12 protein-coding genes and 2 pseudogenes are annotated in these 22,269 nt (G+C 51.1%); 9 read left to right on the forward strand and 5 right to left on the reverse strand.

Annotated elements, in window-relative coordinates:
• Window positions 1-320 precede the first annotated feature (320 nt).
• The 3 genes and pseudogenes from licT to NAL19_RS04030 form a co-directional block, all read right to left on the reverse strand.
• Window positions 321-1,168: pseudogene (gene licT / locus NAL19_RS04020) on the reverse strand (BglG family transcription antiterminator LicT).
• Window positions 1,169-1,310: 142 nt separating this feature from the next.
• Window positions 1,311-2,744 (reverse strand): glycoside hydrolase family 1 protein, encoded by a 1,434-nt coding sequence (locus tag NAL19_RS04025; protein ID WP_263058818.1) that lies wholly within the window; start codon window positions 2,742-2,744, stop codon window positions 1,311-1,313.
• 64 nt (window positions 2,745-2,808) lie between these two features.
• A complete protein-coding gene (locus NAL19_RS04030; RefSeq protein WP_263059655.1) occupies window positions 2,809-4,728 on the reverse strand; it encodes a beta-glucoside-specific PTS transporter subunit IIABC in 1,920 nt (639 codons plus the stop codon).
• 505 nt (window positions 4,729-5,233) lie between these two features.
• On the opposite strand from NAL19_RS04030, the gene maeB reads away from it, so the two are divergent.
• Together maeB and mtr are read left to right on the forward strand one after the other, a co-directional pair.
• Entirely contained in the window at window positions 5,234-7,513 is a 2,280-nt protein-coding gene (gene maeB, locus NAL19_RS04035) for an NADP-dependent oxaloacetate-decarboxylating malate dehydrogenase (RefSeq protein WP_225087034.1), read from the forward strand.
• Window positions 7,514-8,092: 579 nt separating this feature from the next.
• Window positions 8,093-9,366 (forward strand): annotated as a pseudogene (gene mtr, locus NAL19_RS04040) (tryptophan permease).
• A gap of 62 nt (window positions 9,367-9,428) precedes the next feature.
• On the opposite strand, the gene NAL19_RS04045 reads toward mtr, so the two are convergent.
• Entirely contained in the window at window positions 9,429-9,881 is a 453-nt protein-coding gene (locus NAL19_RS04045) for a YaiI/YqxD family protein (RefSeq protein ID WP_263058819.1), read from the reverse strand.
• A gap of 3 nt (window positions 9,882-9,884) precedes the next feature.
• Window positions 9,885-10,817, reverse strand: a complete 933-nt coding sequence (gene hemF / locus NAL19_RS04050; protein ID WP_263059656.1) for an oxygen-dependent coproporphyrinogen oxidase — start codon at window positions 10,815-10,817, stop codon at window positions 9,885-9,887.
• Window positions 10,818-10,998: 181 nt separating this feature from the next.
• Here hemF and NAL19_RS04055 point away from each other — a divergent pair, with 181 nt between their 5' ends.
• The 7 genes from NAL19_RS04055 (at window position 10,999) to NAL19_RS04085 (ending at window position 22,023) form a co-directional block, all read left to right on the forward strand.
• Window positions 10,999-11,424, forward strand: coding sequence for a GNAT family acetyltransferase (locus NAL19_RS04055; RefSeq protein ID WP_225087037.1), 426 nt, complete (start codon window positions 10,999-11,001; stop codon window positions 11,422-11,424).
• Window positions 11,425-11,755: 331 nt separating this feature from the next.
• The gene (locus NAL19_RS04060; protein ID WP_263058820.1) at window positions 11,756-12,730 is read left to right on the forward strand and encodes a TonB family protein; all 975 of its coding nucleotides are present in this window, start codon (window positions 11,756-11,758) and stop codon (window positions 12,728-12,730) included.
• 77 nt (window positions 12,731-12,807) lie between these two features.
• Window positions 12,808-15,447: a TonB-dependent receptor plug domain-containing protein gene (locus tag NAL19_RS04065; protein ID WP_263058821.1), complete on the forward strand. Its 2,640-nt coding sequence runs from the start codon at window positions 12,808-12,810 to the stop codon at window positions 15,445-15,447.
• Window positions 15,448-15,497: 50 nt separating this feature from the next.
• The gene (locus NAL19_RS04070) at window positions 15,498-18,272 is read left to right on the forward strand and encodes a M16 family metallopeptidase (RefSeq protein WP_263058822.1); all 2,775 of its coding nucleotides are present in this window, start codon (window positions 15,498-15,500) and stop codon (window positions 18,270-18,272) included.
• Window positions 18,269-19,942 carry an ABC transporter ATP-binding protein/permease gene (locus NAL19_RS04075; RefSeq protein ID WP_225087041.1) on the forward strand — a complete coding sequence of 558 codons (1,674 nt, stop codon included), beginning with the start codon at window positions 18,269-18,271 and terminating at the stop codon, window positions 19,940-19,942. The genes NAL19_RS04070 and NAL19_RS04075 overlap by 4 nt, the downstream gene beginning before the upstream one ends.
• 422 nt (window positions 19,943-20,364) lie before the next feature.
• On the forward strand, window positions 20,365-20,964 hold the full coding sequence (locus NAL19_RS04080) for an RpoE-regulated lipoprotein (RefSeq protein WP_263058823.1): 600 nt from the start codon (window positions 20,365-20,367) through the stop codon (window positions 20,962-20,964).
• 159 nt (window positions 20,965-21,123) lie between these two features.
• Window positions 21,124-22,023, forward strand: coding sequence for a Dyp-type peroxidase (locus tag NAL19_RS04085; RefSeq protein WP_263058824.1), 900 nt, complete (start codon window positions 21,124-21,126; stop codon window positions 22,021-22,023).
• Window positions 22,024-22,269 lie beyond the last annotated feature (246 nt).

The following is a 22,269-nucleotide window of genomic DNA, read 5'->3' on the forward strand; positions in this document are numbered from 1 at the left end:
ATGTGATTTGCCAAACGGCATTTTTTGACACCTTTTCTCTTTTAATCGTCAGGGTAAAACAGGACAAATAAAAAAAGGTTATAAGTTATAAGCGAGCGATTTTGTTACTTTTGTTATTGGATTACGGGAGTGTGAAATGGATTTTTTACTATGATAAACAGAATGATAACGTTTATTTCGTTATTCGCTTGACTGCGTTGAAGGCTAAATAACAAATATCGCAAAGCAAAGGCAATCAGAACATATACCCGAAAGGGTACCGGTGATAATGGCAGAACTCTTGCCCAATAGCGGCGTTTCGCCTGGCTATTGGGAAGGGGTTATTTTTCCGGGGTGATGCGGACGATATGAATAATCAGGTACAACATTTCATCGTTAGAGATGTCGATGTTGAGCAGGTTGTGAATATAGTCTTTGATCAGTCGGCTACATTTGTACGCATCAGGATACTCTTTGGTGACCTGTTCAAAATAAAGTCATCATTGGAATGAATTAGGCTATTTTCTAGCAGACGCTGAATGAAGAATTGCATATGCGTCAGGAAACGGGAGTAGTTAATGGACTCTTTATCAATCACGATATGGAAGTTGTACTGAATGATATTAAAGATATCTTTCAGCATTTTGACCGACTGGAGCGTGTTCTCCATATTCTGGACGTCAGTTTGGGCGTTGACCAAATGGAAGGCGATATTGCCTGCTTCTTCTTCGGGTAATTCCAGATTCAGTTGTCGGTTAATGTCGCTGAGCGCCCGTGAGGCAATCGCAAACTCCTGCGGATAAAACCGTTTTACTTCATAAAGCAGACGATTTTGTATGCTGATGCCTTTGCGATAACGCTCAATGGCAAAACTGATATGGTCAATCAGCGTAAAAAAGACCTGTTCGCTCAGGCGACCCTGAAGTTGTCGATTCGCATCATCAATAATCTTATTCACGATGTGAACATATTCTTCCCCGACGTGCTCAATCAAACGAGCAAATTCGCGAGGCGATGTGCCATCCTTGAGAATAAAGGTCTTCTCAATTTTGGTCGGGTCGAGAATATCTCCGGTTTTGCTGTTAAAACCGATCCCTTTCCCCATGACAATGATTTCGTTGTTATCTGCATCAGAAGATAACACCAGGCTATTGTTCAGTATTTTTATTGCTTTTATCGGTTCAGCCATCATGCGTTTCTTGAGTGATATCAGTGGGAGCGTCAGTAAAATAATAACCCATTTCTTCTCTTTCATGTTGCGGGTGAGTTTTCCCGCAACATGAGGGATTCAGAGTGAGCTTATCCCTGTTTTAACAGAGTGTATTGGGGCGTCAGTATTGGGACGCCTCAGGAAATAGCCGTGTGCCATTTGATGCTATGACACCTTGATACCAGTAAAAACTTTTCTTTTTGATGCGGCGCAGATCTTTCAGATCGAATTCGTCGCGGTTCACGTAAATAAACCCGTAGCGTTTACCGTAGCCCTGATGGGTGCTGACCACATCGATTGCCGACCACGGACAATAGCCAATAAGATCAACGCCATCGCTGATGGCGAGCTGCATTTGTTCAATATGACGAGCAATAAAATCGATGCGATATTGATCGTCGATCGTACCGTCGGCCTCAAGTTTATCTGGCGCACCCATGCCATTCTCCGTAATCAGGATCGGCAGATGATAGCGTTCGTAGGTTTTCCGCAACGTTAAGCGCAAGCCAACGGGGTCGATCACCCAGCCATAAGGCGTTTTATCAACGTGCGGGTTTTCCGCTGCGCGATAGACGCCGGGCTCGCCCAGCATGATTTGCTGATCGCCCGCGCGGGCGCTGACATCCGACGCATCGCCTTTGCTGGCGGCAATGGTGGCGGTGGAGTAGTAGTTGATCGCCACGTAGTCGGGCTTTCCCGATTGCAGGATATCGTCATCGCCAGGTAATGTTTCCGGTGCCAGACCGCGATCTTCCAGATAACGCCAGGCCAGCGCGTTGTAGCGGCCGTGTACGGCAACATCCAGAAAACTCCAGCAGCGCAGAGTTTCCCAGTTGTGCGCGGCGATGGCATCTTCCGGTTTGCTGGTGGCTTGATACATCGAGGTAGTATTGATTGCCGGACCAATCAGGCCATTGGGCGCGAGTTCGTGACACAACGCCATGACCTGCGCCTGCGCTAACATCATGTGATGGTTCTGCTGGTACAGCGCTTTTTTAGACGGTAAAACGCCACCTTCCGGCAGGCCAATCGCGCCGGGATGCAGAATCATGGTGTTCTGCTCATTGATTGTCAGCCAATATTTTACCTTGTCGCCGAAATGCGTAAACAGCGTGCGGGCGTAGTGAACAAAGGCATCAATCGTGGCGCGATTCTGCCAGCCGCCTTGTGCCTCAAGGCAATAAGGCAAATCGAAATGGTAGAGCGTGACGACCGGTTCGATACCGTGCGCATTCAGCTCATCAATCAGGCTGTTGTAGAACGCGATGCCCAGCGGATTGATGGCACCTGTGCCGTCGGGAAGAATACGCGTCCAGGCGATAGAGAAACGATAGGCCTTTAAGCCCAGCTCCGCAAACAGCTGCACATCTTCTTTAAACCGATGGTAGTGATCGCTGGCGACGGTGAAGTCGGCAGTGTTTTCCGGGTGCTGGCATTGATCAATGATCGACGGGCTTTTTCCCTCGGCTTGCCACCCCCCTTCAACCTGATAAGCCGAGGTTGAGGCTCCCCACAGAAAATCCGCTGGGAAGTGCTTTTGCTGTTGATAGTGCATATTTTTCTCACATACAGGAAGACTGAAAAGCATTGGGCAGGACACCCAATGCTTTTAGGGAACGTCAGGCCTTCACGTTAATGATGGTATCCATCGGGGCGATCGGCTGTGGCGCGGCGCAGACGACGCTGGCGTACTCATCGCTGTTGATGATCACGACGGGCGTAACCGGGTCATAGCCCAACCGCGTGATTTCATTGAGATCGAAACTGATCAACCTGTCTCCCGCGCTAACCCGGTCGCCCGGTTGCACATAGCCGGTAAAGTGTTTGCCGTTGAGATTCACCGTATCGAGGCCGACATGAATCAGTAATTCCAGACCGCTGTCAGCGCGGATGCCGACGGCGTGTTTAGATTCAAGGAAAGTGATGATTTCGCCACTGACGGGCGCGACCACTTCACCGCTGTCAGGAATAATCGCCACGCCTTGTCCCAGTAATCCCTGTGAAAATACGTCATCGTTGATGTCATTCAGCGCGACCAGCTTGCCGGACAGTGGGCTGAGAATAGTTTGTGGTTCTGCGTGTTTTTCTGCGGCCTGCGTTTTTTCAGCGCTATCGGCTGCTGGTGCAGTGTGACGTTGGTCTGCCTGAGCTGAGTCGGTTTGAACAGCGTCAGTTTCATCCACCGGATCGTCGAATCCCATGATCCAGGTGAGAGCAAACGTGACGACAATCGCGATGGCGCAGGTGATCAAGGCATGGACGATATTCATCGGGTTTTCGCCAATAAAAGCAGGCAGAGCAGCCAGCCCCGGTGAGACGAAGGCATAGCGAACCAGCCCGGCCAGCCCGGCATAGATCCCCGCACAGCCCCCGCCAATCATGGCGGCAATTAGCGGTTTTTTCAGCTTCAGCGTTACCCCGTACAGGGAAGGTTCGGTGATACCCAGCAGTGCAGTAAAGCCCGCCGAAGAAGCCAGCTGTTTCAGATTCTTGTTCTTGGTTTTAAACGCCACGCACAGCGTAGCGGCACCCTGTGCAATGTTGGAAGCCAGCATGCCTGGCCCGTTGATCATCTCGAAGCCATTGCGGGTAAGCTGCGAGGTGGCAATCGGCGTCATCGCCCAGGCGGTGCCAGTGATGACCAAAAACGGTTGCAGACCCCCCATCAGCATCGGGATTAACCAGCTTGCCTTGCCGTCGATGATCGCCGCGCCGCTGGCGACCAGATCGTTGAGGAAAATCCCGAAAGGCCCAATCACCACCAGCGCGAGCGGTGCGGTGAACAGCAGCACGATCATCGGCTTGGTGAAAAATTTGATCATGGACGGTGAGATCTTTTCGGCGAACTGCTCAATGTAAGACATGATCCATACGGTAAGAATGATCGGCAATACCGATCCGGCGTAGTCTGCCAGCCGTACCGGAATGCCGATAAAGCTGATCGGGCCACCGGAGGCCAGTAGCTGAGCCAGATTGGGGTGCAGCAATGCGCCAGCGATGGTCATGGCCAGAATCGGGTTACAGGCGAACTTGATGGAAGCACCGTAGGCCAGCAGAACCGGCAGGAAGAAGAAGGCCGCATCAGAGATGGTGTCCAGCAGGCGATAGGTCGTGCTGTCGGCAGAAATTAACCCCGCCAGCTTGAGGATCGCCAGCAGTGCTTTAATCATCCCTGCGCCAGTAATCGCCGGGATAACGGGTGTGAAGGTGGTGGAGATCACGCTGATGATTTGCGAGAAAATGCCGCCTTTTTTCTGTGGTTCCTTACTGCTGGCATGACGCTGGCTGTTCATCTCGCCAATCTCGTTCAAAATCGCGCGATAGGTGATTTGGACGTCGTTGCCGATCACCACCTGAAACTGGCCACCGCGATCGACCACGCTGATGACGCCGGGAAGTTTAGCAATCGCCTCTGCCTGTACGGCATGGCTGTCGTTGAACTCGAAACGTAAGCGAGTGGCGCAGTGGGTCAGCTTGCTGACGTTCTGCTTGCCGCCGCTTAACGCGAGGATATCGACTCCAAGTTTTTGATAATCCATTTTTTGATGATCCATAGTTTTACCCTGTGTTGACGCCAATTAGGCCAAAAAAAAAGACCAAAATAAAAATGCACCTCTTAAAAAGAGGAAATGCATTTTTACTTTGGTCTTGCCTGCCGAAGCAGTAGCACGCCGCGATAAAAATAGGCTGGTGCAACTTGTGGTGTTGCGCCGCAATATCAGCATGCGGCGCTGGAGTCATGCAATGTGCTCAGGTGAATTAATTGATCTGGATCACAAACAATAGCGAGGTTTGCGATCCTTTTGCGCACAGTATTGCAGTTTTTATCCCAGATAATAGGCATTCAACCGCGCCTGCACTGAGCGATTTTCCGCTATAGTGCATCCGGCAAACTGAACAAAAAATCGTCAAATAAAATAACTATATTAACCAGCATTCCCCCGCAGTTTTTGCCATCCTCGGTAGTCTCTTCATTCGCAAACACTATACTGGGTACTCTCGACCCTACAGACACAACACAACAAAACCGAAAAGGTACATAAAATGGATGAACAGCTAAAGCAAAGCGCCCTTGATTTCCACCAGTATCCGATTCCCGGAAAAATTCAGGTTTCCCCGACTAAACCGCTGGCGACGCAGCGCGATCTGGCGCTGGCGTATTCTCCTGGTGTTGCGGCACCCTGTCTGGAAATCGCGGAAGATCCGCTGGCCGCCTACAAATACACCGCGCGCGGCAATTTGGTCGCCGTGATCTCTAACGGAACGGCTGTTCTCGGCCTCGGCAATATCGGCGCACTGGCTGGTAAGCCCGTGATGGAAGGTAAAGGCGTTCTGTTCAAAAAATTCTCCGGCATTGATGTTTTCGATATCGAAGTCGACGAGCTGGACCCAGACAAGCTGATCGATGTGATCGCCGCACTGGAGCCGACGTTCGGCGGTATCAATCTGGAAGACATCAAGGCACCGGAGTGCTTCTACATCGAGAAGAAACTGCGTGAGCGCATGAAGATTCCGGTCTTCCACGACGATCAGCACGGCACGGCGATCATCTGTACTGCCGCTGTTCTGAATGGCCTGCGCGTAGTAGAAAAAAATATTTCTGATGTGCGTCTGGTGGTATCCGGTGCAGGCGCGGCCTCTATCGCCTGTCTGAACCTGCTGGTGGCGCTGGGTCTCCAGAAACACAACATTGTCGTATGTGATTCGCGCGGCGTGATTTATCACGGTCGTGATGAAAACATGGAAGAAACCAAAGCGGCGTATGCGGTGGAAGATAACGGCGCGCGCAAACTGGCCGATGTTATCCCTAATGCGGATATCTTCCTCGGCTGCTCCGGCCCTGGCGTACTGACGCAGGATATGGTGAAAACCATGGCGCCGCGTCCGCTGATCATGGCATTGGCAAACCCTGAACCGGAAATTCTGCCGCCGCTGGCGAAAGAAGTTCGTCCAGATGCGATTATCTGTACCGGTCGTTCCGACTATCCGAATCAGGTGAACAACGTACTGTGCTTCCCGTTCATCTTCCGCGGCGCGCTGGATGTGGGCGCGACCACGATTAACGAAGAGATGAAGCTGGCCTGCGTGCACGCGATTGCCGATCTGGCGCTTGCGGAGCAGAGCGAAGTGGTGGCATCTGCCTACGGCGATCAGGATCTGTCATTCGGGCCGGATTATCTGATTCCAAAACCGTTCGATCCGCGTTTGATCATCAAAATCGCCCCCGCGGTAGCGAAGGCGGCGATGGATTCCGGCGTGGCGACGCGCCCGATCGAAGATTTCGATGCCTACGTCGAAAAACTGACCCAGTTCGTCTACAAAACCAACCTGTTCATGAAGCCGATCTTCGCACAGGCGCGTCAGCAGCCGAAGCGTGTGGTATTCGCGGAAGGTGAAGATGCGCGCGTGCTGCACGCTACGCAGGAGCTGGTCACGCTGGGGCTGGCGTTCCCGATTCTGATTGGCCGCCCGAGCGTCATCGAGATGCGTCTGCAAAAACTGGGGCTGCAACTGACCATCGGTAAAGATTTCGAAGTGGTCAACAACGAATCGGATCCACGCTTCAAAGCATACTGGAGCGAGTATTTCGAACTGATGAAGCGTCGCGGTGTGTCGCAGGAAAAAGCGCAGCGTGCAGTGATCGGCAATCCAACGCTGATCGGAGCCATCATGGTTCACCGTGGCGAAGCGGATGCGCTGATTTGCGGCACGATTGGTACCTATGAAGAGCATTTCGACGTGGTTGAAAAAGTGTTCGGCTACCGTGAGGGCGTGCAGGCGGCGGGCGCGATGAACGCGCTGATGCTGCCGAGCGGCAATACCTTTATCGCCGACACCTACGTTAATGCCGATCCGACGCCGGAACAGCTGGCGGAAATCACCCTGATGGCGGCGGAAAGCGTACGCCGTTTCGGTATCGAACCGAAAGTCGCGTTGCTGTCGCACTCCAGCTTCGGCACCTCGGATTCCCCGACGGCGCAGAAGATGCGTGCCACGCTGGCGCTGGTCAACAAGCTGGCACCGGAACTGGAGATCGACGGCGAAATGCACGGTGACGCCGCGCTGGTGGAAGCAATCCGCCGTGAGCAAATGCCAGACAGCCCGCTAAAAGGCTCGGCTAACATCCTGATCATGCCGAATATGGAGTCTGCGCGTATCAGCTATAACCTGTTGCGCGTGTCGTCTTCAGAAGGCGTGACGGTGGGGCCAGTACTGATGGGGATTTCGAAACCGGTACACATCCTGACACCAATTGCTTCGGTACGTCGGATCGTGAACATGGTGGCGCTGGCAGTGGTAGAAGCCCAAACTCAGCCGCTGTAAGTTATTTCCAGTCATACAGACAAACCCAGCCAGAAGTCGGCTAATGCCGATCGTTTAAGACTCGAGATACCGGGGGCTACCACGGTGCGAGGTATCCCTACGGTAACCTCATCACCGTGTTTCCCCCTAAATCCATGCTTAAGTGAACAGCATTAGCCAGAAGTCGGCTGGTTTTTTTTATTCTCTCAGCTTATCGACCAAATAGTCGCTTAAAAACATAGAACCAATAAAGCAAAGCGCAAAGGCGGGGAACGCCATATTTTCTGGGAGTAAATAGATAACCATGAGAAGAGAGATAATCCAGAGAATAAACGTCAGTATCATCGAAAGAATATCGAATAGAACAGATTTCACAGCCTTCAGCATAACGTCATCATCCTTAAATGACTTTTCCTTTTAATCGCTTACAACCTATTATTCGCTGACAACATAGCACGTCATTTTTAGCAGAACATGGTTTTTCCATAGCATGACATAAGGTAAATCAATGGAATAATTTTCGTTTTATGCCATGATCCCGCCTCGTCTGTAGGGGGCTTCCCCTGACTCGATAAAAAATCCAACGAGCGACTATCGGTTATGGCAACACGCGCAGTGAACGAAAATACAGTAGCAAAAAGCGGTACAGAAAAGCGCCTTCCTTCGCTGTTTGGCGGGTCGATGATTATTGCAGGAACGATTATCGGTGCCGGGATGTTTTCCCTGCCGGTGGTGATGTCGGGGCCTGGTTTTTCTGGTCATTTGCCGTGTTGGTGTTTACCTGGTTTTGCATGTACCACTCGGGGTTGATGATACTGGAAGCCAACCTGAATTACCCGACCGGTTCCAGCTTCGATACGCTGACTAAAGATCTGCTGGGCAAACGCTGGAATATTGTGAACGGCATATCGATTGCTTTTGTCCTCTATATTCTGACTTACGCCTACATTTCAGCGAGTGGTTCAATCATCCATCACACGCTGGCGGAGATGTCGATCGACTTCTCCGCACGAACCGGCGGCTGCCTGTTTGCGCTGTTTGTGGCGTTGACCGTGTGGTGGAGTACCGCGGCAGTCAGCCGCATGACCGCATTTTTTCTGGCCGCCAAAGTCCTGACTTTTTTCATGACGTTCGGCAGTCTGCTGTGGAACGTTAAGCCCGTTGTTTTATTCAATGTGGCGGAAGCGTCACCCAGCTACCTGCCGTATGTGTTGATGACGCTGCCATTCTGTCTCGCGTCTTTCGGCTTTCATGGCAACGTTCCCAGTCTGGTAAAGCATTACGGTCGTGAACCGCAGATTATCAAACGCTGTTTGTTTATTGGCAGCGTGCTGGCGTTGGTGATGTATGTCATCTGGCTGATTGGCACGATGGGAAATATTGCCCGTCCTGACTTTATTGGGATTGCCGAGCGGGGCGGTAATATTGATGTACTGGTGCAGGCGTTGGGTGGGGTGTTGAACAGCCCTTATCTGGACGTGTTGCTCACCGTCTTTTCCAACTTTGCCGTTGCCTGTTCGTTCCTCGGCGTAACGCTGGGGCTGTTTGACTATCTGGCGGATTTGCTGAAATTTGACGATAGCCGAATGGGAAGAGCGAAAACGGCATTGGTGACGTTTCTGCCGCCTATCATTGGTGGGTTGCTGTATCCGAACGGCTTTATTTATGCGATTGGTTTTGCCGGGCTGGCGGCGACGGTGTGGGCGGTGATTACGCCAGCACTGTTGGCTCGCGCGTCACGCGTCCGCTTCGGTAGCCCGCTTTTCCGCGTGCGGGGCGGTAATGCGATGATCGCGCTGGTGCTGCTATTTGGTATCGGCACTGCGCTGATACACATTCTTTCCAGTCTCGATTTACTGCCAGTTTATCGCTAAGTATCGCCATTCTGCCTTGTCTGCTAAAGCAGAAGCGGCGGGATGGCGAGTGCTTCAGACCGTTACGGTTTTTTCGCCTGCTGTAACCACTTATCCAGTTCATTAGCGAACTGCTGACGATCCCGCTGGCTTAATGCGCTGGGGCCACCGGTTTGTATTCCGCTGGCGCGCATGGTGTCCATAAAATCCCGCATGTTCAGCCGTTCCCGAATGGTATCCGGCGTATAGCGTTCGCCGCGCGGGTTCAACGCGGCGCCGCCTTTTTCTATCACTTCTGCTGCCAGCGGAATATCGGCGGTGATCACCAAATCGCCCGCTTCAGTGCGGCGTACAATTTCATTATCGGCGACATCAAAACCTGATGAGACGCGCAGTGTGCGGATAAAACGCGACGGCGGTACTTTTATGGTCTGGTTGGCAACCAGCGTGACCTGTGTTTGCGTGCGATCCGCTGCGCGAAATAGCACGTCTTTGATGACGTTCGGGCAGGCGTCGGCATCGACCCAAATCTGCATGACTTATGCTTCCTTGTTGTGCGTATGACTTTCTGCCAGCCAGTCTCTGGCCGGTAAAAAATCTTGATACAGCAGGGCCTCCGGGCTACCCGGTTCTGGCTGATGCTGATATTCCCAGCGTGCTAGCGGTGGCATGGACATCAAAATTGACTCGGTACGTCCGCCGCTTTGCAGGCCAAACAGCGTACCGCGATCCCAAATCAGGTTGAATTCCACATAGCGGCCGCGGCGATAGAGCTGGAATTCGCGCTCGCGTTCTCCCCACGGCAGTGCTTTACGCCGTTCAACGATGGGCAGATAGCCATCGAGGAAGCCGTTACCGACAGCGCGGATGAAGGCAAAACTAGTCGCAAAATCTGGCGCGTTGAGATCGTCGAAAAAGAGCCCGCCGATACCGCGTGCTTCGTTACGGTGCTTCAGGAAGAAGTAATCGTCGCACCACTTTTTATAGCGCGGATATACCTCGTCGCCGAAGGGCTGGCACAGGTCGTGAGCGGTCTGGTGCCAGTGCACCGCGTCCTCTTTAAAACCATAATAGGGCGTGAGATCGAACCCGCCGCCAAACCACCACACCGGTTCTTCTCCCGGTTTCTCTGCGATGAACAGGCGCACATTGGCGTGGCTGGTGGGAATGTACGGGCTTAGCGGATGAATCACCAGCGACACCCCCATTGCCTGAAAACTCCGGCCAGCCAGATCGGGGCGATGGGTACTGGCGGAAGGCGGTAATGATTTACCGGTGATATGGGAAAAGTTTACGCCGGCCCGTTCAAAGATACGCCCGCCGGATAGCACGCGGCTGCATCCGCCGCCGCCTTCGGCACGCTGCCATTCATCCTTGGCGAAGTCAGCTTCACCATCGATCGCTGCAAGCTGCTGACAGATATCCTTCTGTAAGCTAAGCAAAAAATGTTTTACTGCGTTGACGTCAGACATAGTAGGCATCTCGTTTCCATAGCGAGGGTGGCACAGTGAGCAGGCGGGCAGTATACCATCAATCAAATCGATCCCCGGTCACCCGTTGTGTGATTCCTGATGGCGGCGCGTAATTTGAGATTGCGTCTGATAAAAATCACGCGATAATCACGATTTACCTTATTGCAAAATGGCGACTGTGATGGAAATCCGCATATTCAGGCAGGATGACTTTGAAGCCGTGATCACCCTTTGGGAACGCTGTGATTTGCTGCGCCCGTGGAACGATCCTGAAATGGACATTGAGCGTAAGCTCAATCACGACCCCGATCTGTTTCTGGTCGCAGAGGTGAACGGCGAAATCGTGGGGTCGGTAATGGGCGGTTACGACGGCCACCGTGGAGCGGCGTACTACCTTGGCGTACACCCTGATTTTCGTGGTCGCGGCATTGCGAATGCATTGATTAGCCGACTGGAGAAAAAACTCATCGCCCGCGGCTGTCCGAAGATCCACCTGATGGTGCGTGAGGACAACGATGCTGTCATCGGCATGTATGAAAAACTCGACTACGAGATGGTTGATAGCGTCACGCTGGGAAAACGCCTGATTGAAGACAGGGAGTATTGATCGTTATTTCACGGATGCTAAATCGCTCTTTCTGTACCGCTTTTCCCTTCTGGTCCCTCTCTCTGTAAAAATGTGCGCCTCCGTTAGCGCACTTTTTCTTTTTTAACTCAACGTATTATTTCGATTTGTAATGGTCTTGCAGGCAATTTGTTAGGCTTTATGGGTAACAGTTTTCATTTGTAAAACGATTCTCATTTGTATTATTATTTATTAATGTTCTCCGTTTGATCTTGACATGTTTTTTCATGTTCTGATTTTGCTTACATTTTATCGCCTGGAAGATTGTGATTGCACTACTGACACCAGGGAGTTAAAGGGATGGAGTTGGATAGTGAGTCGTGAAAATCTTCAAGGGGCTTTACTCGGTGCGAATCGCACTGGCTGCAGCGCATTACTCGCTCCCCGTGCCCTTGCTCATTATTCTTCACCAGCAGCATTGACCTCCGATGTGCCTAACTGGCGTTCTCTGGCCTTTTTTGTGTTGTCCGGTGTGGCGCATGCGTTACTGGCGGTTTTCTTTCTATTGCACTATTCCCCAAAAGAAAACATTGAAGATATGGCAGGAAACGCGGGCGGCAGCATGCAGGTGACCATGATGGCGGCTGCGATGTCACAGGCTGCCGACACGTCACCACCCGTAGCCGATCCTCCCGTTGCGCAACCGACGCCCGTGGTGATGCCAATCCTAACGCCATTACCAGAACACCCCAATCCCGTTATTAAACAATCCGTTATTGAACAACCCGTCATTGAACGTAAGCCTGTCACGCCGACAGCGGAAAAAAAGCCGCCCGTGCGTGAGAAAAAACAGCCTGAAAAGAAACGGGAAGAGAAGCCGAAAGAACAGCAGCAGGCTAGATCGCAGCAGACACAACAGACCGAGAAGAAAAGTGAGTCCCCCGTAGCGACAGCGCAAACCGGTGATGCACCTTCACCGATGCAAGCTTCTGCTGGTATGCCGGGCAGTGCGGCAACGGCCAAAGCGGGAGAAAGCGATAGCGGTCAGGCGGTTCGTGGCGCAGGGAAAAGCAATAGTCAAAATTTCAAAGCGCTGCATCGTCGCGTGAATTATCCCGCTCGGGCAAAAGCGCTGGGTGTGGAAGGAAAAGTGCGCGTCAAATTCGATATTACCGGTAGCGGTACGGTCACTAACGTACAGATTCTGTCCGAAACGCCAGACGGCGTATTTGGCGATGATGTAGTGAAAGATATGGCGCGTTGGCGTTATCGGACGGAGGCACCAGTTGAGAATCAGGTGGTTTCCATCGTTTTTAAACTGAATGGTCATATTCAGGTTGATGACTAGCAATACATGTTACATGCAGTAATTACAAAAATAATTTTATTTTCCAAATGATAAGGTTCACTGGGGATTTTGAATAAATGAATAAAAACGTCTATTTAATGATGATTTTGTCATTATTATCAGCGCCTGCGCTTGCACAGCAAAATGATACCTCTGCCGATGAAAATCAGCAGAAAAATAATGCAGAAACCGAAGAGGAACAGCAAGGCGATTCCGCTTCAGGAAATGGCGAAGATACGATTTTAGTCCGCTCAACCCCGACCAGCCAGTCGATGGGGACGCAGATCATTAATGCTGAACAGATTAAAAAGAAACCGACCAGAAATGGTAGCGTGACTGAACTGTTGAAAGATAACCCCAATGTCAATTTTGCGAATGAAACCGATAGCAGTCTAACGGCGGGGGAAATTGCACCTGAGAATGTTTCATTTCATGGGGAAAAGTTCTATAACAATAACTTCATGATTGATGGATTGTCCAACAATAACACCATTAACCCTGGTGCCAATGGTGGCACATTAGGGACGAATCCAGATGGTTATAATGCGACTGATTTACCTAGTGGCGGGACACAGTCTTTTTGGATAAATTCTGAGCTTATAGAGAAACTGGAAGTATTTGATAGCAACATTTCTGCTAAATATGGCGATTTTACCGGTGGTGTTGTTGATGCCAAGTTGAAAGATCCTGATTTAACTCGAGTTTCAGGTAAAGTATCTTACCGCACAACGAGTGATAAATGGACTAGTTTTCATGTTGATGAAAGTAATGTTGCTAACTTTGAATCAGCTACTCAGCTTTATTATCAACCTAAGTTTAAGAAGCAGTTTTATTCATTTTCCTTTAACCAACCGCTAAGTGATAAAGCTGGGTTTATTTTTTCTTATAATCGCCAGCAGTCAACGATACCTAATTATCATGTTTATCTTAATGAATGGCACGATCAAAAACGTGTTGCTGAAACGTATCTCTTAAAGGGAACTTACTTAGCAGATAATGGAGATATGATTCGGCTGACAGGAATGTATTCTCCACATGAGTCTACTTATTATAGTAAGGATGTAAAGAATGGTGCGTTTAAGAATACGGGTGGTGGGTATAGAAATAATATAGAATGGGAACATAATGCCAGTTGGGGTAAAATGACTAGTCTGGCTGGTTATCAATATGAGCAAAATAAAATTGACCATAGTTCTGATTATTATATGTCGTGGCGTCGTTTCTTGAATAGCCAGAATTTTGTCTCCAACGCGATTGACTGGAGTAGTACTGGAGGGGCAAGTGGGCAGAATGCATATATCGGTGGATATGGTTCTTTTGCTACAGAAAAGAAGACGATAACGCTTAAGCAGGACTATGAGTTAAATCCGCGTTCCTTATATGGCATTAACCATCAGGTTGATTTCGGCTGGCAGGTTGATTCCTACCATGCACAATACCGCAGATTCCGTAATGTATCTTCAAGCAGAGGGACACCAACACTTGATGCGAGTGTGGTGTGTACTACCGGCGATGCATTTTGTATTGATGGAGAACAATACTATAAAAGTTATAATTTATATCCTGCTCGTAAGGTTGAAGGAAGTTATATTAATTATTCAGCATATCTTCAGGATAGTTTGAGTTATGGTAATTTGGAGTTAACTCCTGGGGTTCGTCTGCAATATGATGATTTCCTAGAGAATGTGACGATTGCGCCACGCTTCTCTGCTTCGTATGATCTATTTGGCGATCGTTCTACGCGTTTTTTTGGTGGTGCGAACCGTTATTATGGTCAGAATCTTCTGGCGTACAAGTTACGCTCAGGTATCAGTTCATATGAAATTGTTTCACGTACCAATGCAAATAGTGCCTGGACAAGTTCGGGACTTCGGACAGCCTCTATTGACTATAATGTTTCTGACTTAAAAACCCCTTATAGTGACGAGTTATCATTGGGATTGTCACAACGTGTGATGAACACAATATGGACATTTAAATGGGTGAATCGACAAGGGAAAGATCAATTCGGTCGAGAATCTTATCGTGATGACAATGGTGATCGTTTTTATCGTTTAAGCAATACTGCAAAAACGGAAGGTAATGATTTTTCTCTAACAGTAGAGCCTATCAGCCCATACCGTTTTTCTTTTGCTGAAGTGAGCTGGTCTTTGAATGCGAAATATGGGAATAATAAATCTAGCTCTCAAACATATTATGATGAGTCTAATACCGATGAGAGTAAGGTTATTTTTAATGGAAAATTGATGGATAAAGCCGACATGGATGCGTTGGATTTCAACAATCCATGGAGAGCTAAAGTTAGTGTAAATACCTATTTCCCTGATGTGCGTGTAAACTGGAGTCAAGCTATTGGCTATACATCGGGATACACCGGATATATTACCAGCTCGATAAGTTGTCCAGCGGATAATGCTGCTTGCGGAACCTATGATGGTGATGCAAGCCTATATGAAAAAGTTAAATTTAAAGACGTTTTTAGCTACGATTGGCGGTTTAATTACACGCAACCTGTATTTAAAGATCAATCCCTTGATATTTCCCTGGATGTGTTGAATGTGCTTGACCAAAAGGTCGCAATAGCACGTGGAACCCAATCTACCGGTACCATTACTTATCAGACCGGCCGTCAGTTCTGGCTTGGCGTCGCTTACACTGTAAATCCTATGCCCCGCCATTCGTCAGCCTGCGACGAATGGCGGGGCATTTTGCATTGATGCATTCAGAAATTGCCTTACAGGCAAAAAATAAAAACGAAAAGGTTGTTATGAACTGGAAGAAATGTTGCTGGTTATCGCTAACAGCTGTCGGCCTGTTAGCAGGAAGCGTGGTGAGCCAGGCCGAAGAAGTGAAAAGTCCGTTGCCGGTTTTTAAAGAAGGAACGCTGGCGAATGGATTGCGTTATACCCTTGTGCCGCTGGAAGGGCAGAAAGCGCGGGTAGATGTTCGCCTGATTGTGGATGTCGGTTCGATTGACGAGAAGGACAACGAGTCCGGTGTGGCGCACATGGTGGAGCACATGGTGTTTCGCGCCAGCGAGGCGTTTCCTCAAGGTGTGAGTACGGAACTGCACAAACAGGGATGGGGACGCGGACAGAGCTATAACGCGGTGACCAACTACGAACGCACCATGTACATGATGAGCCCGCCGAAAGGGAATCGCGATCTGGGAACGACCTTGCAGGCGCTGAGCCAGATGACAGGTCATGCCAAGCTGCTGCAAAGCGATCTCGATGATGAGCGCAAAATTATCCTGGAAGAGTGGCGCGGCAAACTGGGCGTAGCGGAACGCATGAACCAGCAGCGCGTACAGGCGATTCGCCATGATTCTCGCTATCCTTCCCGCCCGACGATTGGTACGGAAAAATCGATTAACGACACGCCGGCTAGCGTACTACAGGATTTCTATCAGCGCTGGTATCACCCGTCGAATATGCGGTTGATGATTATCGGTGATATCACGCCTGCGGAGGCGGAGCGCGACATTCAACGCTATTTTGCACCGTTGCCGAATGTTGCTGTGCCAGCTCGTGATTACTATGAGCCGTTACTGAAACCGCAGCTCAACGTGGCGCGTTTGCAGGATAGCCAAAGTGGTAGCAGTCAGGTGTCGTTTGTCTACCGTTTCAATGACAAAGACACCTTCGGCCAATCCGATTTTCGTCATCGTTTGCTCACCCAAATCACGATGTCTGCGGTTACGCGCCAGGTTCGTCGCCAGCAGGCGGAGTTGCCGCAAGACGCCAGTAGTCTGGTGGTGCGTAAATCAGATATCGGTAAAACGACGGCCGCGCTGGGCTTTTTCGCCAATGTGATGCCGGGTGGCCATGACGCCGCGATTTCTGCCGTACTGAAAGAAATTGAGCGGTTCAAACGCTATCCGTTAAACGAGCAGGACATCACGGAGATCAAATCCGACATTCGTGAAGTCGCACAGCGTATGAGTGATACCCCTGAGTCGCGTGAATTTGCAGACTGGATTCAGCAATTGACCATCGTCTGGCAGCAGGATCGCCCGTATGTCGGCAGCCAGCTGCGCGGTAAAGAGGCGCTGGACGCGCTGGACACCATCACTGCGGAAGACGTTAATCGTCATTGGCAACGTTGGTTAGCGTCACCTGATACGTTGGTGCAGTTTAGCGTGCCGGGCGCGACGCCTTTCACGTTGCCGAAGCCGGAGGCGATGCGTAAGTTACAGGCGCAGTGGGCGGCAGCGACGCTGGCACCGTTACAGGTGGAAAAAGAAAAAGTCATCCCTGAGCTTCCTGCCGTGACGCAAAGCGGAAAGCGTACGGCGGTGAAGACTTTTGCCGCACAGAAGGTCGAGCAGTGGCAGTTGAGTAATGGCGATCGCGTCGTGTGGCTGCGCGCGCCGGAAGCGGGCAAGAAAGTGTATCTCACCGCGACGAGTCCGGCTGGATTCATGGCGACGTCGCTGAATCCGTGGCAGGCACAGTTGGCGAGTCAACTGGTCAATCAGAGCGGCCCTGCGACATGGAGTGGTGAAGCGCTGACGAACTGGAAAAAAGATAAATCCCTGTCGCTGAGCATCGATCAGGAAGCGGATCAACTGACGGTGAACGGGAGCGCCCCCACTGAGCAACTAGCCAGTCTGCTGGGGTTATACCGCGAGCTGAATGTGGCGCCGGGGATCGATCCTGAGGTGATGAAAGAGAGCATGATGAGTCTGGCGCGTCAGAAGGCCAATGACGATCAGTCTGTTTCAGGGAAACGTGCCAGCGAAATCACTACGCTGCGTTTTGGTGGGCCAAGCTGGCAGCAGCCTGAAATTGCCGAGCTGAAGCAAGTCACGGCACCAGCGTTACTGTCACAGTGGCATAAAGCCGCTTTTGCGCCGGTCACCTACTATCTGATCGCCGATATGCCTGCTGCACAGATTTTGCCGCAGGTTGAACGCTATCTCGCGACGATCCCACGCCAGCCAGCCAGTGACGTGAAATCACATCTGGCGCTGCCGGGTAAACGTGAGGCGACATCGGCTATCAATATCGAGCCGCGTGCCGACATCCTGACCTGGAGCTTCACGCCATATACGTGGACGCCGCAGGCCGCGGTTCAAGTGAGTATTGCCCGCAATATCGCGAATAAATATCTCAAAACCCGCCTGCGTGATGACGCGCTGGGTATTTATCGTATGCGTGTCGATAGCGAGCTGGAAGATAAGAAACAGCGTATCGAGACAGAGGTGAGTTTCACCAGTGCGCCTGAACGTGCGCAGGAACTGTGGAAACTGGCCGAGCACGTGTTTGCTGAATTGCCGACGAAAATTACTCAGGAAGATGTGGACGATCAGAAAGCGCAGTTTATTCGTGCGGAAAAAGGGCGTCAGAGCGATCTCATGACCCTAGAGCGCCGCCTGCTTCTGAGCTATCGCCACTATGACGATCCGCGCTACCTGAGCAGCGTCTCCAAATTGGCTGATAGCATTACGCTGGAAGGCGTCCGAGCAATGTCGGCGAAGCTATACAACCCGGATAACCGCGTGCTTTACATCACCTTGCCGCAAGAGGTGAAAGAGTGAAGAAGGTAATGGCTCAATTTGTCGATCTCTGCCGCCCTTTCTGGGGCGGCAAACGAAGCTGGCAGGCTTGGTTGCTCTTGTTCATCGCCATCGCGATGGGCGGGATGATCGTTTATCTCAATGTGTTATTAAACGAGTGGAGTAAGACGTTTTACGATGCGCTAGGTGCATTCGACAGCAGTTTGTTGCTTTCTCTGATGAAAGAATACGGTATTTACATCCTGCTCTATATTGGGTCGATCGTGTATCAGGAGTGGTTTACCAAACTGCTGATTATCCGCTGGCGTACCGCGTTAACCGCCGAGCTGGTAGATAGCTGGCTGGCGAAGCGGGCATTTTATCGCATGTCAGTTGCGGGCAAGATTGATAACCCAGACCAGCGTATTGCCGAAGATATCAACCTGTTTGTCGACAAAGCCGTTAGTCTAGTCATCGAATTTTTGATCGTGACCGCGCGTTTGTTCTCTTTCGTCGTCATTCTGTGGGGATTATCGGGCGTTCAGCGCTTTACGCTGTTTGGCAAAGAGTGGGTAATCGAAGGTTATCTGGTCTGGATAGCTATTCTGTATACGCTGCTCGGCAGCCTGATTACGCATGTGGTCGGGAAACGTCTGCATAATATTAATTATGAGAAGCAAAAGGCAGAGGCCGATTTCCGTGCAGCGCTGCTGCGTAAGCATGATAACGCCGAGCAAATCGCGCTGTACGGCGGCGAAGCGCAAGAGAAAAGCCATCTTCAGCGACATTTCTCTGCCATTGTGTCGAACTGGGGGCGTTTTATGAATGCCGAGCGTAATCTGGGCTTCTTCACCACGGGCTATATGCGTGTAAGCCAGATTGTGCCGGTCTTTGCCGCTCTGCCTGCCTTCCTGAGTAAAACGGTAACGCTGGGTGGGTTGATGCAGATCCGCGGAGCGTTTGCGCAGGTACACGGTGCACTGAGCTGGTTTATCCATAAGTACAAAGAGTTTGTGATTCTTTCTGCCAGTATGGCGCGTCTCAGCCAGTTCAAGGACGAAATCAAACGTCACCAGTCTGAACAGGTTGATGCGCCGGTAGGACAGGATTTACGTATTGATCGGCTTTCTTTCACCACGCCGCAGGGGGCTCCGCTATTGCAAAACGTAGACCTGAGCTGCGAAGCAGGTAGCTGGAGTAAGTTTTCTGGCCGCAGCGGGCTGGGGAAATCAACCTTGCTGCGTACGCTAAGCGGCCTGTGGCCGTATTACGATGGCCGCTGGCAATCGCTTGAAGGACGTAGCCTACTGTTACCGCAGCAAAGCTATCTGGGACAGGGGACGCTGGCAGAGATCCTCTGCTACCCGCACCCGCCGCTGGCTGACAGCGAGATGCTGCGTCAGACGCTGGACAGCGTCGGGCTCGGCGCGTGGCGCGATCGTCTGGATGAGCAACTGAACTGGGATCGGGTGTTCTCCGGTGGGGAGCGGCAGCGCGTCGCTTTTGCCCGTGCGCTGATCGCCAAACCCGATACGCTCTATCTGGATGAAGCGACCAGCAATCTGGATCATGACGCCGCCAGGCAGCTTCTGGCGCTGGTCAAGATGGCGTTGCCTGCGTGTACCGTGGTGGCGATTACGCACCAGACGGAGCTGGACGATCTGTTCCCACACCGTTATGACTTAACGGATTTTGCCTCACAGCGCAGTTGATGTTGCCCGCAGGCCTTCCGAGTATTGGGAGGCCTCAGACTGTTGATAAACCTATTCGACGAATGAAAACGGGAGTAACGGAATAGAAGAGTAAAGCGTTTGCGCCATGGACAAAAGCGTCAGGAACGCTTTTGAACGTCGCTTGCGACGGCCCTGCAAGGGTGAATCTCAGGGATGAGATTCATATCTGCGCAAGCCGAGCGCACATGGATGTGTTTACAGCGACTTTACGATCTATCCGTTACCCCCGCACTCTGCGGCCTTTGTCTGTCGTTCTGGTAGGTTTCTTTTCGTATGCCCTCTATAATCCCTCACAAGATTATCCCGTCTTTTACGGCACTTTTCGTCGCTTGCAGACTCCAATCCCCATCTTATTAGGGTGGCTGATGACGGAAGCCGTTCAATCTTGAGGAGTACATGCTATGAATTTTCGCCCGCTGGGTTTATCGCTGGTGCTGGGGTTACCGCTGTTGCTGAGTGGATGCAGCACGCTTTCGCATTTCTCCTGGTCCAGCCTGTCGCCGTTTAACTGGTTTGGCAGTTCGCTGGAGGTGACTGATGCGGGTGTTGGTGGCATCAATGCCGGTACGCCACTGTCCGAAGGGGCGCTACAGAGCGCACTGGATGGTGGTTATCAACTGCGTAGTGGAATGGGGACCTCCAACGGTCAACTGGTCGCGTTTTATCAGGCGCTGGATGGGAAAGAGGTGAAGATGATCATCAGCGGTCAGCCGAAGGGCAGCGTGCGCAAAGTTGAGGTCATGGATCCGGCGGTAGGCAGCGCAGGCGGTGTGAAAATCGGTGACGCTTTTAGCAATACCTACAGCAAAGCATTTGAATCCTGTCAGTTAGGACAAGGTGATGATGCGCAAAGTGTGGAATGCGCCGCGCCGCAGAGTACGCATATCAGCTACCTCTATTCCGGCGAATGGAGCGGCCCGGAAGGCTTGATGCCGCCTGACGATATCCTGAAAAACTGGAAAGTGAGTAAGATTGTGTGGCACGCGCAGGCGCGAAACTAACTTGCGTTTACGCAAGGTAAACGTCAGGCGGCTTCCGGTATGATAGCGGCGTCGCCTGATAGTTTTTCGGTGGTCGCATGCGCCATCGCTATAGTCGTAAGCCATAATCGTAGTAAACCATAACAACAAAAGAGAAAACTGACGCTTGAGGAAGCAGAAATGACACCAATTCAAAGCGGTATTTTGTTGGAACACCGCCGTTTTGCCATCTTTATGGAAGCGATGATTCAGGGAGAGTTTGATGTTATCCGGCAGGGATGCAAAAAATTCTGTCAGACATTGCAAGAGCTACAGCAGCAGTATCCCGATGCGGGATTAGGCGCGGTGCTGGCATTTGGCAACGATGTCTGGCGCGATCTGGATTGTACTCGCGGTGCGGCAGAGCTGAAACCCTTTACGCCACTGGGTAACGGGCTTGCACCTGCTACGCAGCGCGATTTGTTGATCCACATTCAATCACTGCGCCATGATGTGAACTTCACGCTGGCACAGGCGGCGCTGGCCGCGTTTGGTGGCTCGATTCGTATCGAAGAAGAGACGCACGGTTTCCGCTGGGTGGAAGATCGCGATCTCAGTGGTTTCGTTGACGGTACGGAAAACCCGCAGGGCGATGCCCGCCATGCCGTGGCGATTATCCCAGAAGGCCAGCCAGATGCGGGCGGCAGCTACGTCTTTACCCAACGCTGGGAACACAATCTGAAGCAGCTACAGCGTTTTAGCGTGGAACAGCAAGAACAGATGATCGGGCGCACCAAGCGGGACAACGAAGAGCTGTCTTCTGATGAACGCCCTGTGACGTCGCATCTCAGCCGTGTGGATTTAAAGGAAGACGGCAAAGGGCTGAAAATCCTGCGTCAAAGCCTGCCTTATGGCACCGCGAGTGGGAAAAATGGGCTCTATTTTGTCGCCTACTGCGCACGTCTGCATAACATCGAGCAGCAATTGCTGAGCATGTTCGGCGATCGTGACGGTAAACGTGATGAGATGCTGCGCTTTACGCGTGCCGTCAGCGGCAGCTACTTCTTCGCGCCTTCTCTGGATCAACTTTTATCGCTATAAGATCCAACGCGTTTCCTGATGCCTGCACTTGTGCAGGCATTCGCTTTCAGTTTTCAACATTTGAGCTTCCCCGCATCAGGCTATCGGGCCATACCTTCCTTCTCCATTCCGCTTTTTCTTCCTATCTCTTTTGTCTTGGGTTATGTCCTTTAGCGCTTAAAAATCCCGAAATGTTATATATAAAGGTTATATGTTAACCATCACTTCCCCCTACACTGAGTTGCGCTGACAAGTGCATTTTTTCCA

It is taken from the genome of Pectobacterium sp. F1-1 (assembly GCF_025643735.1).
GTDB classification, from domain to species: Bacteria; Pseudomonadota; Gammaproteobacteria; order Enterobacterales; family Enterobacteriaceae; genus Pectobacterium; species Pectobacterium colocasium.

Excerpts from the sequence above, each read along its gene's own strand:
- NAL19_RS04070 (WP_263058822.1), top strand. The coding sequence starts at position 15,498 with ATGAACTGGAAGAAATGTTGCTGGTTATCGCTAACAGCTGTCGGCCTG.
- NAL19_RS04055 (WP_225087037.1), top strand. The coding sequence starts at position 10,999 with ATGGAAATCCGCATATTCAGGCAGGATGACTTTGAAGCCGTGATCACC.
- NAL19_RS04045 (WP_263058819.1), bottom strand. The coding sequence starts at position 9,881 with ATGCAGATTTGGGTCGATGCCGACGCCTGCCCGAACGTCATCAAAGAC.
- NAL19_RS04085 (WP_263058824.1), top strand. The coding sequence starts at position 21,124 with ATGACACCAATTCAAAGCGGTATTTTGTTGGAACACCGCCGTTTTGCC.
- NAL19_RS04025 (WP_263058818.1), bottom strand. The coding sequence starts at position 2,744 with ATGCACTATCAACAGCAAAAGCACTTCCCAGCGGATTTTCTGTGGGGA.
- NAL19_RS04065 (WP_263058821.1), top strand. The coding sequence starts at position 12,808 with ATGAATAAAAACGTCTATTTAATGATGATTTTGTCATTATTATCAGCG.
- NAL19_RS04080 (WP_263058823.1), top strand. The coding sequence starts at position 20,365 with ATGAATTTTCGCCCGCTGGGTTTATCGCTGGTGCTGGGGTTACCGCTG.
- NAL19_RS04030 (WP_263059655.1), bottom strand. The coding sequence starts at position 4,728 with ATGGATTATCAAAAACTTGGAGTCGATATCCTCGCGTTAAGCGGCGGC.
- maeB (WP_225087034.1), top strand. The coding sequence starts at position 5,234 with ATGGATGAACAGCTAAAGCAAAGCGCCCTTGATTTCCACCAGTATCCG.
- hemF (WP_263059656.1), bottom strand. The coding sequence starts at position 10,817 with ATGTCTGACGTCAACGCAGTAAAACATTTTTTGCTTAGCTTACAGAAG.